The organism is Allobosea eneae (assembly GCF_042657265.1).
Classification (GTDB): domain Bacteria; phylum Pseudomonadota; class Alphaproteobacteria; order Rhizobiales; family Beijerinckiaceae; genus Allobosea; species Allobosea eneae.
Genome location: NZ_JBHSLW010000037.1, coordinates 1 through 13,493, shown reverse-complemented (window position 1 = coordinate 13,493; position 13,493 = coordinate 1). Strand labels below are relative to the sequence as shown.

The 13,493-nt window shown below is 66.6% G+C and carries 13 protein-coding genes; all 13 read left to right on the top strand.

Annotation, left to right across the window (positions count from 1 at the left end):
- The first annotated feature begins 2 nt into the window (after positions 1-2).
- The 13 genes from tolR (at position 3) to ACFPOB_RS21745 (ending at position 13,392) form a co-directional block, all read left to right on the top strand.
- Positions 3-449 carry a protein TolR gene (gene tolR / locus ACFPOB_RS21805; protein ID WP_377800494.1) on the top strand — a complete coding sequence of 149 codons (447 nt, stop codon included), beginning with the start codon at positions 3-5 and terminating at the stop codon, positions 447-449.
- 22 nt (positions 450-471) lie between these two features.
- Complete coding sequence (gene tolA / locus ACFPOB_RS21800) at positions 472-1,617, top strand: cell envelope integrity protein TolA (RefSeq protein WP_377800493.1); 1,146 nt, start codon at positions 472-474, stop codon at positions 1,615-1,617.
- Between the two features lie 5 nt (positions 1,618-1,622).
- Positions 1,623-2,981: a Tol-Pal system beta propeller repeat protein TolB gene (tolB, locus tag ACFPOB_RS21795; protein ID WP_377800492.1), complete on the top strand. Its 1,359-nt coding sequence runs from the start codon at positions 1,623-1,625 to the stop codon at positions 2,979-2,981.
- Between the two features lie 224 nt (positions 2,982-3,205).
- On the top strand, positions 3,206-3,772 hold the full coding sequence (locus ACFPOB_RS21790) for a DUF2939 domain-containing protein (protein ID WP_377800491.1): 567 nt from the start codon (positions 3,206-3,208) through the stop codon (positions 3,770-3,772).
- Between the two features lie 177 nt (positions 3,773-3,949).
- Positions 3,950-4,450: a peptidoglycan-associated lipoprotein Pal gene (pal, locus tag ACFPOB_RS21785; protein WP_377800490.1), complete on the top strand. Its 501-nt coding sequence runs from the start codon at positions 3,950-3,952 to the stop codon at positions 4,448-4,450.
- A 129-nt stretch (positions 4,451-4,579) separates the two neighbouring features.
- Complete coding sequence (ybgF, locus tag ACFPOB_RS21780) at positions 4,580-5,524, top strand: tol-pal system protein YbgF (RefSeq protein WP_377800489.1); 945 nt, start codon at positions 4,580-4,582, stop codon at positions 5,522-5,524.
- A complete protein-coding gene (gene tilS / locus ACFPOB_RS21775) occupies positions 5,521-6,579 on the top strand; it encodes a tRNA lysidine(34) synthetase TilS (RefSeq protein ID WP_377800488.1) in 1,059 nt (352 codons plus the stop codon). Before ybgF ends, tilS begins: the two co-directional genes overlap by 4 nt.
- A gap of 112 nt (positions 6,580-6,691) precedes the next feature.
- Positions 6,692-8,617 (top strand): ATP-dependent zinc metalloprotease FtsH, encoded by a 1,926-nt coding sequence (gene ftsH / locus ACFPOB_RS21770; RefSeq protein WP_377800487.1) that lies wholly within the window; start codon positions 6,692-6,694, stop codon positions 8,615-8,617.
- 203 nt (positions 8,618-8,820) lie between these two features.
- Entirely contained in the window at positions 8,821-10,164 is a 1,344-nt protein-coding gene (gene glmM, locus ACFPOB_RS21765) for a phosphoglucosamine mutase (protein ID WP_377800486.1), read from the top strand.
- Positions 10,165-10,417: 253 nt separating this feature from the next.
- Entirely contained in the window at positions 10,418-11,275 is an 858-nt protein-coding gene (locus ACFPOB_RS21760) for an outer membrane protein (protein WP_377800485.1), read from the top strand.
- Between the two features lie 190 nt (positions 11,276-11,465).
- The gene (locus tag ACFPOB_RS21755) at positions 11,466-11,765 is read left to right on the top strand and encodes a metal-sensing transcriptional repressor (protein WP_377800484.1); all 300 of its coding nucleotides are present in this window, start codon (positions 11,466-11,468) and stop codon (positions 11,763-11,765) included.
- Between the two features lie 32 nt (positions 11,766-11,797).
- Positions 11,798-12,910, top strand: coding sequence for an S-(hydroxymethyl)glutathione dehydrogenase/class III alcohol dehydrogenase (locus tag ACFPOB_RS21750; protein WP_377800483.1), 1,113 nt, complete (start codon positions 11,798-11,800; stop codon positions 12,908-12,910).
- Positions 12,911-12,981: 71 nt separating this feature from the next.
- Complete coding sequence (locus ACFPOB_RS21745; protein ID WP_377800482.1) at positions 12,982-13,392, top strand: low affinity iron permease family protein; 411 nt, start codon at positions 12,982-12,984, stop codon at positions 13,390-13,392.
- The last annotated feature ends 101 nt before the right edge of the window (positions 13,393-13,493 follow it).

Sequence of the window (13,493 nt, the reverse complement as noted above, 5' to 3'; positions counted from 1 at the left end):
GCATGGGCATGTCAGCCGCAGCCAGTCCCAAGGCCGGAGGGCGCCGTCGCCGGCCCCGTCGCCATGGTGCCATCGCCGAGATCAATATGACGCCGTTCATCGACGTCATGCTGGTGTTGCTGATCATCTTCATGGTCGCCGCGCCGCTGATCGCTACCGGCGTTCCGATCGACCTGCCGCAGACCGGCGCCAAGCCGATCAATGTCGATCAGAAGCCGATCACCATTGCCATCGACGACAAGGGTCAGATCTTTCTGCAGGACCAGCCGACGCTCGAGCCCGATCTGGTGCAGAAGCTGCAAGGCATCGCCAAGCAGGGCACGGACGAGCGCATCTATGTGCGCGGCCACAAGCAGGTCGACTATGGCCGTGTCGCTTCCGTGATGGCGACGATCACCAGCGCCGGTTTCAGGCGCGTGGCGCTGGTCACCGAACCGCATTCGCGTTGAACGAGAAGGTGCCGTCGCGTTGATGGTCTCGCGTTCCGAACCCGGCTTGGCGGTATCCGCCCTTGCCCACGCGACCGTGCTGGTCGCGGGGTTGCTGGCGTTTTCCGGCGTGGCGCCGCTGCCCGAGCACCAGGAAGCGATCGCCGTCGAGGTGATCGATCCCTCGGCGCTGAATCAGGTCACCCGCGGCGAGCGCCAGGCCGAGAAGGTGCAGGAGCAGCCGCAGCAGCGAGCCGAGCGCCAGTCCGAGATCGTCGAACGCAAGGACGCGGGCGAGGCCAAGCAAGACACGCCGGCGCCGCCCTCACGTCCGCCCGAGCTCAAGGTCGCCGATGACAACGTCGCGGCGCCGCTGCCGCCGGCGCGCCCGACCCCGAGGCCGACCCCGCCGGCAGAGCCGGTGAAGCAACCGCCGCAGAAATCAGAGCAGGCCGCTGCCCAGGAAGCCGAGCAGCGCCGCGAGGAATTGGCCAAGCTCGCCGAGGAGGCCGAGCTCGAGCGCAAGGCCAAGCAGGCTGAAGCCGAGGCCAAGGCCGCCGCCAAGGCGAAGGCCGAAGCGGAGGCGCAGGCCAAGGCCGAAGCGGCCAAGGCCGCCAAGCTCAAGGCCGAAGCGGAAGCCAAGGCGAAGGCGGAGGCTGAAGCCAAGGCCAAGCTCGCCGCCGAGGCCAAGGCGAAGCGCGAGGCGGAGGCTAAGGCAAAGCGCGAGGCCGAGCTCGCCAAGAACTTCAATCCCAACGACATCGCCAAGCTGCTGCAGTCGAAGGAGCAGGCGCAGTCCTCGGGATCGAGTGCGCCGCAGATCAACCGCACCGCCTCCCTCGGTACCCAGACCGGCTCGTCGCAGAAGCTCTCGCCCTCGCTCAGGGCGCAGCTGATGGGCATCATCCAGGACCAGCTGCAGAAGTGCTGGAACGTGCCGATCGCGCTGCAGAGCGCGCCGAAGCCGGTGGTGCCGCAGGTCCGGATGAAGCTCAACACCGACGGCTCGCTGATCGGCCAGGCGAGCGTGACCAATTCCTCGCCCGACCCGCTCTTCCGGGTCGCGGCCGATTCGGCGCTGACGGCGACGCGCCGCTGCTCGCCGCTGCGCATTCCCGCGCAATTTGCCGCCTATTACGACGATTGGCGTGACGTCATCGTCAATTTCGACGCCAGGGACGTGCTGTGACCGCCATGGATCGCATTGATAGTTCTATTTCCCGCCCGGCCGCCGGGATCGCCGGGCTGACCCGCCGAGACGCTCTCGCGCTTGCCGGCTCGGGCCTGGTCCTGCCCGCGCTGATCGCTCCGGCCCAGGCCGAGCTGGTGATCGACTTGCGCAAGGGCACCTTCCAGCCGATGCCGATCGCGGTCGCCGACTTCGCCGGCGAGGGCGGGGCGCTGGTTTCCGGCATCATCGCCAACAACCTCAAGCGCTGCGGCTACTTCCTGCCGATCGAGAAGGCGCGCCATCCCGAGAAGAACCCGCCCTTCGACGCCGCGCCGCAGTTCGAGGCGTGGAAGGCGGCCGGCGTGCAGGCGTTGGTGATCGGCCGGGTCTCGCGCGACGGTGGCCGCCTCAAGGCGGAGTTCCGGCTCTGGGACGTGGTCGCCGGCCAGCAGATCGACGGCCAGCAATATTTCACCGACCCGAACAATTCCCGCCGCGTCGGCCACATCATCTCGGATGCGGTCTTCACCAAGATCACCGGCGTCGGCGGCTTCTTCGACACGCGCGTCGTCTTCGTCGATGAATCCGGCTCGAAGGAGGCAAGGCGCAAGCGTCTCGCCATCATGGACCAGGACGGCGCCAATGTGCGCTACCTGACCGGCGGCGAGACCTCGGTGGTGACGCCGCGCTACTCGCCGGTGGCGCAGGAGGTCACCTATATGGCGCAGCGCACCGGCGAGCAGCCGCGCGTGCATGTGCTCAACATCGAGACCGGCCAGCGCCAGGTCGTCGGCAATTTCCCCGACATGACGACGAGCCCGCGCTTCTCCCCGAATGGGGCGCGCATCGCGCTCAGCCTGCAGCAGGGCGGCAACGCCAATCTCTATGCGATCGACATCGGTTCGCGCACGACGCAGCGGCTGACCTCGACGGCGGCTATCGACACCTCACCGTCCTATTCGCCTGATGGATCGCAGATCGTCTTCGAGAGCGACCGCGGCGGCTCGCAGCAGCTCTACGTGATGGGGGCGGGTGGTGGCGAGGGCAAGCGCATCTCCTTCGGCCAGGGCTCCTATTCCCAGCCGTCCTGGTCGCCGCGCGGCGACCTGATCGCCTTCACCCGTCAGGGGGGCGGTACCTTCTCGATCGGCGTGATGAAGCCGGACGGCTCGGGCGAGCGCATCCTGACCGAGGGCTTCCACAACGAGGCGCCGAACTGGGCCCCGAACGGCCAGTACATCATGTTCTTCCGCGATCCGGGCGGACAGTCCGGTGGGAAATTGTACATGGTGGACATCACCGGCCGTGTCGAAGTGCCGGTGCCGACGCCGGCCTTCGCCTCCGACCCGACCTGGTCGCCGCTGCTGACGGCGGCGCGCTGAGCGACAGCCGTCTTTCTGGTGTTCTCACGACTTCGCGAGAGTCGGGGCGGGGCCGTGCCTCGGACACTTTGGACGCCTAGCACCGTCGCGAGCGGGTTGCTCCCGGCCCGGCAGGAGCCGCAGGCGTGACGATGCAACCGGCCATCGATGATGAACCCGCCAGCGAGACAGAGGCTCGCCGGCCGCGCTGGGGGCTTCGAATCGCGCTCGGCATCGTCGCCGCGGTGCTGATCGGCTACTGGGCTTCCCCTTATCTGAGCGTGACGCGCTTTGCGCTCGCGGCCAATGTCGGCGCAACCGAAGAGGTGCTGGCACGAACCGATTTGCGGGCGCTGCGTGCATCCTTCGCGCGTCAGATTGTCCGGACCTATCTCGGGCGCCAGCCGCAAACGCGTTCGCTCGATCCGCTGGCACGCCAGGTCGTCGGCAGCGTGGCCACCGGCTATGTCGATGCCATCATCGCTGAGCACCTGACGCCGCAGGCCATCGCGGCGCTGATCAGCGCGCGCGGGGCGAGGGCGCAGTCCGGGGCGCTGCTCGGCCAGGGTGTGACCTTGCCGCGCGCCGATCTGCAAGGCGTATGGACACTGTTCGCAAACTCCGGTTTCGATGGTCTGGCGAGCTTCGTCGTCGCGGTTCCGGCCGGACCTGGCGCGGCGGAGGAGGAGCGCTATCGTCTCCGATTCGGGCTGGCCGGCTTGCGCTGGGTGCTTCGGGCGATCGAACTGCCGCGATCGGCCTTGGAAAAACTCGCGGACGAACTGAAGGCTCGAGTAGACCGGGCTTCGTGATGCATTCGTGCAACAGCGACCGGAATGCCGCCCATTGCCACAATTGGTTAACCATAAGCCGCAATGCCGCCACTTCGCCTTGTTTTGGCAAGGTCTCGTTTAGGTTGACACTTCATTGATGGGGAACGCGTGACGCCGCCCGGCGCGCTCCGCGTCCGACATTCGGAGAGAATTGACATGCTCGCCTCCTTCGCTGCCAGCGCCCGCACCGTGCGCCTCGCCGCCGCCCTGATGGGCGCGCTCGCCCTCGGCGCCTGCGCCAAAGACCAGAATGCCGACGGCTTCGGCGCCGGCGGCGCCGCCACCCCCGGCAGCGCCCAGGACTTCGTCGTGAACGTCGGCGATCGCGTCTTCTTCGAGACCGACTCGACCGACCTGACCCCGACCGCGGTCGCGACCCTCGACAAGCAGTCGGCCTGGCTGCAGCGCTATCCGCGCTACACCTTCACCATCGAAGGCCATGCCGACGAGCGCGGCACCCGCGAATACAACTATTCACTCGGCGCCCGCCGCGCCCAGACGGTTCGCGACTACCTTGCCTCGCGCGGCATCGCCGGCAACCGCATCCGCACCATCTCCTACGGCAAGGAGCGGCCGGTCGCGGTCTGCAACGACATCTCCTGCTGGTCGCAGAACCGCCGCGCCGTGACGGTTCTCGACGGGGCCGGCGGCGTCTGATCCGGACAGCGCGATAGCAGCTTGACGGGGCCGGCGCTTACCGCAAGGAAAGCGCCGGTTTTTCCATATTTTGGCCGTGGTATTCGCGTGTGATAGTTCTGATCTCCGGGGCGATGCGGTTTGCTTGACATGAGCTTTGTGACGACTTCGATCTCGGGCCGGACGCGGCCCTTGTTGCGGCATGCCCTGCTTGCCGGTTTTTCGCTGCTGGCGATCGGCGTGACCCAGCCTGCCGCGGCGCAGGATGCGGCCGATCTCGTGGTCCGCACCAGCCGCCTCGAGAATCAGTTGCGTCAGCTTTCCGGCCAGATCGAGCAATTGCAGTTCGAGAACCGGCGCCTGACCGAGCAGCTGCGCAAATTCCAGGAAGATGTCGACTTCCGCCTGTCGGAGCGCGGCGGCCAGCGTGGCGGCGCCGCTCCGGCGCCTGCACCGCAAGCCACTCGCCCGGCCAATCCGCCGCCGCAGCAGCCGGGGCGTGAGCGCCGCGGCGACGCCTTCGACCCCGCCGCTCAGCCCGGGGCTGCTGGCGGGCCGCGCCAGCTCGGCCAGATCATCGACGAGGAGTTCGCCGGGGACCAGGGGCAGGGCCCGATGGATCTGTCCAGCGTCGGTCGTCCCGTGCCGGACGGCGCGCTGCCGCCGGCGACGCCGCGTGGCCCGAGCGTCGCGGCGACGGGGCAGGCAGGTTCCCCGCGCGAGCTCTACGATCTCGCCTACGCCCACGTGCTGCGCAAGGAGTATGAGCGCGCCGAGATGGGCTTCCGGGAGTTTCTGCAGAGCTATCCGCGCGATCGCCTGGCGGCGGATGCGACCTTCTGGCTCGGCGAGAGCTATTTCCAGCGCCGGCGCTATCGCGAGGCGGCCGAGCAGTTCCTGAAGATCTCGCGCGACTTTCCGAAGGCCGGCAAGGGCGCCGACAGTCTGCTCAAGCTCGGCATGTCGCTGAACGGACTCGGCGCGCGCGACCAGGCTTGCGCAACCTACGCCAAGGTCGGCGTCGACTATCCCGCCGCCTCCAATGCGGTGCGCCAGGGTGTCGAGCGCGAGCAGCGGCGCGCCCGCTGCGCTTGAGCGCAGAGCTTGCCCAGCCACACCAAGCCGAGCCGCTGACGGCAGCGGAAGCCGCTCGCCTGTTTCGCCCGCTCGCGGGTGAGGACGTGCTGCTCGTCGCGGTATCCGGCGGGCCGGATTCGGTCGCTCTCCTGGCGCTTCTGGCCGAATGGGCCGGTCATGACCGACCGCGGCTCCTGGCGGTCACCGTCGATCACGGCCTGCGTCCCGAGGCGGCACAGGAGGCGCGCCAGGTCGGCAGGCTCTGTGCCCGGCTGGGTGTGGAGCATCGCACCAGGCACTGGCCCGGGAACAAGCCGCAGACCGGCCTGCAGGAGAAGGCGCGGATCGCGCGCTATGCCTTGCTGGCTGAGGAGGCGAAGGCTTTCGGCGCCAGGACGATCGTCACCGCCCACACCGGCGACGACCAGGCCGAGACCCTGTTGATGCGCATGGCTGCCGGTTCGGGCCTTGCTGGTCTTGCGGGCATGGCGCCGCGCAGCGCCTTAAACGGTATCGAGTTGGCAAGACCGCTGCTCGGAATTGGGAAAGTCCGGCTCGTCGCGACCTGCGAGGCGCGCAGGCTCCCTTTCGTTCGCGATCCGTCCAATGACGATCCGCGCTTCACCCGCGTCCGCTGGCGCGGGCTGCTACCAGAGCTGGCCGAGGCCGGGCTGACTGCGGTGCGCCTCGGTCAGCTAGCAGGCCGGATGGCACGGGCCGACGCGGCGCTGGACCGGCTCGCAGCCCGCTCGCTGGCTGCTGTGCCGGCGGGCGACGAAGCCGGACAACGCTGGTTCGATTTCGCCCGTCTCTGCCAGGAGCCGGATGAGATCGTCATCCGGGGCCTGGCTTTGGCGCTCGCCGCGGCGCAGGACAGTGATACGCAAGCGCAAGCGCCGCTGCGCCTGGCGCGGCTCGAGGATTGCGCGCAGGCGCTGATCGCCGCGGCGCGCGAGGGCAAGGCAGTCCGGCGCACGCTCGGCGGCTTCCGCCTGTCGCTCGCCAGCGACGGCGTTTTGACGCTCGCGCGCGAGGGTGCGAGGCGGCGAGGCGTTCACCCTGCGACGGTATAGCCCTAAGAAGGGCCAGGCTTCCCTTGGCAAGGGGGCATGGGGGCCCTAGATTAGGCAGCGAAAATCATGAGGCTCGCGCGGCAAGCCCGCCGGCGAGCGGATCGGAACCCTGATGAATCCGAACTTCCGCAATTTCGCCCTCTGGGTGGTGATCTTCCTGCTTGTTCTGGCGCTGGTCACCTTGTTCCAGAGCCCGAGCCAGCGCGCCAGCACCAACGAGATCCCCTATAGCCAGCTGATCAACGAGTCCGAGGCCGGCCGCATCGCGAATGTCGTGGTCGCCGGACAGGAGATCACCGGCACCTTCTCCGACGGGCGCAGCTTCGTCACCTACGCCCCCTATGGCGACCCGGCCCTGCTGAAGACGCTGGCTCAGAAGGGCGTACAAGTGTCGGCCCGCGCCCCATCCGAGGGCACGCCCTGGTTCATGGCGCTCCTGGTCAATTCGCTGCCCTTCGTGATCTTCATTGGACTGTGGATCTTCATGTCCCGCCAGATGCAGAACGGCGCCGGCCGGGCGATGGGCTTCGGCAAGTCGAAGGCGAAGCTCCTCACCGAGGCGCATGGCCGCGTCACCTTCGAGGACGTCGCCGGCATCGACGAGGCCAAGGAAGATCTGCAGGAGATCGTCGAGTTCCTGCGCGATCCGCAAAAGTTCCAGCGCCTGGGCGGCCGCATCCCGCGTGGCGTGCTGCTCGTCGGCCCTCCGGGTACCGGTAAGACGCTGACCGCGCGCGCCGTCGCCGGCGAGGCGAATGTGCCGTTCTTCACCATTTCGGGCTCCGACTTCGTCGAAATGTTCGTCGGCGTCGGCGCCAGCCGCGTGCGCGACATGTTCGAGCAGGCCAAGAAGAACGCGCCCTGCATCATCTTCATCGACGAGATCGACGCGGTCGGCCGCCATCGCGGCGCCGGCCTCGGCGGCGGCAATGACGAGCGCGAGCAGACGCTGAACCAGCTGCTGGTGGAGATGGACGGGTTCGAGCCGAACGAGGGCGTGATCATCATCGCCGCGACCAACCGTCCGGACGTGCTCGACCCCGCGCTGCTGCGCCCCGGCCGCTTCGACCGCCAGATCGTCGTGCCGAATCCGGACGTCGCCGGCCGCGAGAAGATCCTGCGCGTGCATGTGCGCAAGGTCCCGCTCGCGCCGGATGTCGATCTCAAGGTGCTGGCCCGCGGCACGCCCGGCTTTTCCGGCGCCGACCTGATGAACCTCGTCAACGAGGCCGCCCTGCTGGCCGCCCGCCGCGGCAAGCGCATGGTGACGCACCTTGAGTTCGAGGACGCCAAGGACAAGGTCATGATGGGCGCCGAGCGCAAGTCGATGGCGATGTCCGAGGAGGAGAAGAAGCTGACCGCCTATCACGAGGCGGGCCATGCCATCGTCGGCCTCTACGTGCCGGCCGGCATCCCCGTCCACAAGGCGACGATCATCCCGCGCGGCCGCGCGCTCGGCATGGTCAAGTTCCTGCCGGAGGGCGACCGCTACTCGATGAAGTTCAAGGAGTTCACCTCGCAGCTCGCGGTCGCCATGGGCGGGCGCGTCGCCGAGGAGATCACCTTTGGCAAGGAAAACATCACCTCGGGCGCCACTGGCGACATCCAGCAGGCGACCAAGATGGCCAAGGCCATGGTCACGCAAATGGGCTATTCGGACGAGCTCGGCCTCGTTGCCTACGGCGACCAGCAGGAAGAGGTCTTCCTCGGAATGTCGATGGGCCGGACGCAGAACCTGTCGGAGGCGACCGCGCAGAAGATCGACAGCGAGGTGCGCCGTTTGGTTCACCAGGGCTATGTCGACGCCAAGGAGATCCTCAGCAAGCACCATGACGAATTCGTCGCGGTGGCCGAGGCGCTGCTCGAATACGAGACGCTGACCGGTGACGAGATCCGTGACCTGATCGCCGGCAAGCGCCCCTCGCGCGACGCTGACGACACGCCGCACGCCCCGCGCGGCTCGGCCGTGCCGAGCGCCGGCAAAGGCCGCAAGCGCGACGAGCCGGACGCCGGCCTGGAGCCGCAGCCTCAGGCCTGAAGCGGTACTGCACCATCGCAGTGACAAGGGCGGCCTTGTGGCCGCCCTTTCTTTTGCCGTTTCTCCCCGCAATCCACCGGGCAGAGGCATAGCCCTGCTTGACGGATACGGTTCGACACAATTTGTGAGAGGCTGAGCAGGCGAAACGCCTGTATGAGCTGAAAAAAAGCAATTGATCGGACAGGGTTCCGAGGACACTCCTGATGACACGCAAATATTTCGGCACTGACGGCATTCGCGGGCGCGCCAATGGCGTGATCACGCCTGACCTCGCCATGCGCGTCGGCCAGGCGACCGGCATCGCCTTCCGTCGTGGCGACCATCGCCATCGCGTGGTGATCGGCAAGGATACGCGTCTGTCCGGCTACATGATCGAGACCGCGCTGATCGCTGGTTTCACCTCTGTCGGCATGGACGTGCTGCAGCTCGGCCCGATGCCGACGCCGGCGGTGGCAATGCTGACGCGCTCGATGCGCGCCGACCTCGGCGTGATGATCTCGGCTTCGCACAACCCCTATGAAGACAACGGCATCAAGCTGTTCGGCCCCGACGGCTACAAGCTCAGCGACGAGGTCGAGGCCGAGATCACCCGGCTGATCGATTCCGATCTCGGCAAGCAGCTGTCGCCCTCGGCGCTGCTCGGCCGGGCCAAGCGCATCGACAGCGCCCATGCTCGCTATATCGAGTTCGCCAAGCGCACGTTGCCGCGCAATCTCGGCCTGGACGGTTTGCGCATCGTGCTCGACTGCGCCAATGGCGCCGCCTACAAGGTCGCGCCCGAGGCGCTCTGGGAGCTCGGCGCCGAGGTCATCACCATTGGTGACGAGCCTGATGGCTTCAACATCAACAGGGATGTCGGCTCGACCAGGCCGGAGGCCTTGTCGAGCAAGGTGCGCGAATTGCGTGCCGATCTCGGTATCGCGCTCGACGGCGATGCCGACCGGGTTTTGATCGTCGACGAGCATGGCCAGATCGTCGATGGCGATCAGCTCATGGGCGTGATCGCGCGCAGCTGGCAGGAAGACGGGCGGCTTTCGGCGCCGGGCATTGTCGCGACCGTGATGTCAAATCTTGGCCTGGAGCGCTATCTGGCCGGTCTCGGCTTGTCGCTGGCCCGCACCGCGGTCGGCGACCGCTACGTGCTGGAGCATATGCGCGCCAACGGCTTCAATCTCGGCGGCGAGCAATCCGGCCACATCATTCTCTCCGACTACGGCACCACGGGCGACGGGCTGGTCGCGGCGCTGCAACTGCTCGCCGTGGTCAAGCGGCAGGAGAAGCCGGTCTCCGAAGTCTGCCATTGCTTCGAGCCGCTGCCGCAGATCCTCAAGAACGTCCGCTACAAGCAGGGCCGCCCGCTGGAAGAAAAGCCGGTGGTCAGCGCGATCAAGGCAGCCGAGCTACTGCTCGGCGAGAGCGGGCGGCTGGTGATCCGTCCTTCCGGCACCGAGCCGGTGATCCGCGTCATGGCCGAGGGCGACGACCGCGATCTCGTCATGCGGGCCGTCGACGAAGTGGTCGAGGCGGTGACCAAGGCGGCCGCCTGAGCGCGCTCTGCCGCCCTTGCATCGCTGTTCCGGCCAGGCCGTGACCGGCACGGCATGCCGTTTTCAGAGCGGCGACTATTTGGCCGATAGACTCCGCATGATTGGGCGCTGTCAGCGTCCAAGCAGCTGTTTACGGGTCGATAGGGTTAGTTTTTAGGGTTAAGTCTCATTTAAGAAATCCATGGCAGGGTTTCCCCATCGGTAACTCGCGCGCACTCGAGTCCAGCTGCGCGCAAACTTGAAGGGACCTGCCATGGGCAGCCTGAAAACCCTTGCGCTCGCAGGCGCCATGGCCGTGTGCGCATCCGCCATTGCCAGCGCCGCGGACTTTCCGGTCGCCCAGCCTGTGCCTCCGCCGCCGCCGGAGCTGCGCGGCACGATCTCGTCGGGCATCTATCTGCGTGGCGATATCGGTGTGAGCGTCACCAATTACGGCGACTACAACCAAGCGGACATCACCCAGTTCGGCGGAGTCTTCGTCACCAAGGAGGACAGATCGAACTCCTACTTCGCCGGCGTTGGTGTCGGCTATCGCTTCAACAACTGGTTCCGCGTGGACGGCACGCTGGAGTATCGCGGCGGCGCTACGATCGGCGCGACCGACGTCGTCTTCAACCCCTTCATCGGCGGTAACCAGTCCAACACCTACAAGGGCAACCTTTCGTCGATGGTCGCCCTGTTCAACGCTTACGTCGATCTGGGTACCTGGAACTGCCTGACGCCCTATATCGGTGCCGGTATCGGCTATGCGACCAACCGCATCAGCGGCCTGACCGACCAGGGGCTGCAATATACCGGGGCCGGCACGCTCGGCACGGCCGGTAATGGCGACAAGTCCGGAATGGCCTGGGCGCTGATGGCAGGCGTCGGCTACGAGGTGAACAAGAACCTCACACTCGAAGTGGGCTACCGCTATCTCAATCTCGGCGATGCTCATTCGGGCCGCATCCGCAACGCCTTCCTGAACGAGAGCTATGCGCCGCTGAAGGTCAAGGACATCGACAGCCACGATTTCCGCATCGGCATGCGCTGGAACTTCGGCGATCCCGATTGCTGCGGCCCGAAGGAGCAGCCGATCTACGCGCCGGCTCCGGTCGTCCGCAAGTACTGAGCGACCTGATAATCCTATCTGATGGCCGCGCGAGCCTAGCTCGCGCGGCTTTTTCGTTTTCAGCCGGGCCATCGCCGAGCCGCCGGCGAATCTCATGCTGATCCGGACGCCGTCCTGCCGGGATCAGCCGTTGATGCACGGCAGTTGACATACTCCCATGGAGTATCCTAGCCGTATTGAATGACAAGCCATGCCGCATAACCCGGACGAGAAAAAACGTGCCGTCTCGCGCCTGCGCCGGATCAAGGGGCAGGCGGAAGCGCTGGAGCGCGCGGTCGAAGCCGGGGTCGATTGCAGCGCGCTGCTGCAACAGATCGCAGCGCTGCGCGGCGCCGCGAACGGATTGATGGCCGAGGTGCTGGAAAGCCATCTGCGCGAGACCTTCGGCCTTGCGCAGGGAAACGGACGTCGCCGCGAAGACGAGGCCGGTTTCGAGTCCGAAGCCGAGCTCGACGGAATCATACGGATGCTGCGAACCTATCTGAAATAGGCGCGGGCAACGCTCTGAAGGAGGATGCTGAGATGAAGACACGTGCCGCCGTGGCCTGGGAGGCCGGCAAGCCGCTGACGATCGAGACCATCGAGATCGGCGGGCCCAAGGCCGGCGAGGTTCTGGTCGAGGTCATGGCGACCGGCATCTGCCATACCGACGCCTATACGCTGTCCGGCCTGGACTCCGAGGGCAAGTTCCCGGCGATCCTCGGCCATGAGGGCGCCGGCATCGTGCGCGAGGTCGGCGCCGGCGTGACGACGCTCAAAGCCGGCGACCACGTCATCCCGCTCTACACCCCGGAATGCCGCAGCTGTAAGTCCTGCCTGTCGCGCCGGACCAATCTCTGCACCTCGATCCGCGCCACGCAGGGGCAGGGGCTGATGCCGGACGGCACCTCGCGCTTCTTCTGCGATGGCGGCGAGGTCTTCCACTATATGGGCTGCTCGACCTTCGCGAACTTCACCGTCCTGCCCGAGATCGCGCTGGCCAAGGTCCGCGAGGACGCGCCCTTCGACAAGATCTGCTATATCGGCTGCGGCGTGACCACCGGCATCGGCGCAGTGATCTACACCGCCAAGGTCTGGCCGGGCGCGAACGTCGTGGTCTTCGGCCTCGGCGGCATCGGCCTCAACGTCATCCAGGGCGCCCGCATGGTCGGGGCCGACAAGATCATCGGCGTCGACATCAATCCGGCCAAGCGCGCGATGGCCGAAAAATTCGGCATGACCAACTTCATCAACCCGGCCGAGATCGGCAACGACAAGGTGGTGCAGGCGATCGTCGACCTGACCGGCGGCGGCGCCGACTTCTCCTTCGACGCCACCGGCAACACCACTGTGATGCGTCAGGCGCTGGAGTGCTGCCATCGCGGCTGGGGCGAGTCGATTATCATCGGCGTCGCCGAGGCCGGCAAGGAGATCGCGACAAGGCCGTTCCAGCTCGTCACCGGCCGCGTCTGGAGGGGCACGGCCTTCGGCGGGGCGAGGGGGCGAACCGACGTGCCGAAAATCGTCGACTGGTACATGGAGGGGAAGATCAACATCGACGACCTGATCACCCACAAGCTCTCGCTCGACGAGATCAATCACGGCTTCGACCTGATGCATGAGGGCAAGTCGATCCGCTCGGTCGTCGTCTACTGACGAAACGACCTGCTCCGGGAACGCCTGCACGCGATCGGTGTTGATCGGTGCAGGCTCACCCGGAGGCCGTCATGACATTGAAGATCGCATCGCCCGAGAAGCGATCCTTCTTTACCCGGTTGTCGCAGGCGACGGCGCATTGGGCGGGCAAGCCGCAAACCTTCTTCGTCGCGCTCGCCATCATCGTCGTTTGGGCGCTATCGGGGCCGGTGTTCGGCTTCAACGACACCTGGCAACTGGTGATCAACACCTCGACGACGATCGTCACCTTCCTGATGGTGTTCATCATCCAGAACAGCCAGAACCGCGACACGGCGGCGATGCAGATCAAGCTCGACGAACTCATCGACAAGGTCGAAGGGGCTCGCGAGGAACTGCTCGATCTCGAGGAACTCGACGAGGACAAGCTCGAGGAGATGCGGGCGGAGTTCGAGGAACTGGCGCGCAAGGCACGCGCGGCGCGCGAAGGCCGCTCCGGCTGATTCTTTATGGAATGGCTCGCCCCTTACCCTCGGCGCAAGATTGCGTCGGCCGCAAATGGCACGGAGGTGAGCCGATGAATGAGATCAGGGTTCTGGGAATC

Excerpts from the sequence above, each read along its gene's own strand:
- tolA (WP_377800493.1), top strand. The coding sequence starts at position 472 with ATGGTCTCGCGTTCCGAACCCGGCTTGGCGGTATCCGCCCTTGCCCAC.
- ACFPOB_RS21750 (WP_377800483.1), top strand. The coding sequence starts at position 11,798 with ATGAAGACACGTGCCGCCGTGGCCTGGGAGGCCGGCAAGCCGCTGACG.
- glmM (WP_377800486.1), top strand. The coding sequence starts at position 8,821 with ATGACACGCAAATATTTCGGCACTGACGGCATTCGCGGGCGCGCCAAT.
- tolB (WP_377800492.1), top strand. The coding sequence starts at position 1,623 with ATGGATCGCATTGATAGTTCTATTTCCCGCCCGGCCGCCGGGATCGCC.
- ACFPOB_RS21745 (WP_377800482.1), top strand. The coding sequence starts at position 12,982 with ATGACATTGAAGATCGCATCGCCCGAGAAGCGATCCTTCTTTACCCGG.
- ybgF (WP_377800489.1), top strand. The coding sequence starts at position 4,580 with ATGAGCTTTGTGACGACTTCGATCTCGGGCCGGACGCGGCCCTTGTTG.
- pal (WP_377800490.1), top strand. The coding sequence starts at position 3,950 with ATGCTCGCCTCCTTCGCTGCCAGCGCCCGCACCGTGCGCCTCGCCGCC.
- ACFPOB_RS21760 (WP_377800485.1), top strand. The coding sequence starts at position 10,418 with ATGGGCAGCCTGAAAACCCTTGCGCTCGCAGGCGCCATGGCCGTGTGC.
- ftsH (WP_377800487.1), top strand. The coding sequence starts at position 6,692 with ATGAATCCGAACTTCCGCAATTTCGCCCTCTGGGTGGTGATCTTCCTG.
- tolR (WP_377800494.1), top strand. The coding sequence starts at position 3 with ATGGGCATGTCAGCCGCAGCCAGTCCCAAGGCCGGAGGGCGCCGTCGC.
- ACFPOB_RS21755 (WP_377800484.1), top strand. The coding sequence starts at position 11,466 with ATGCCGCATAACCCGGACGAGAAAAAACGTGCCGTCTCGCGCCTGCGC.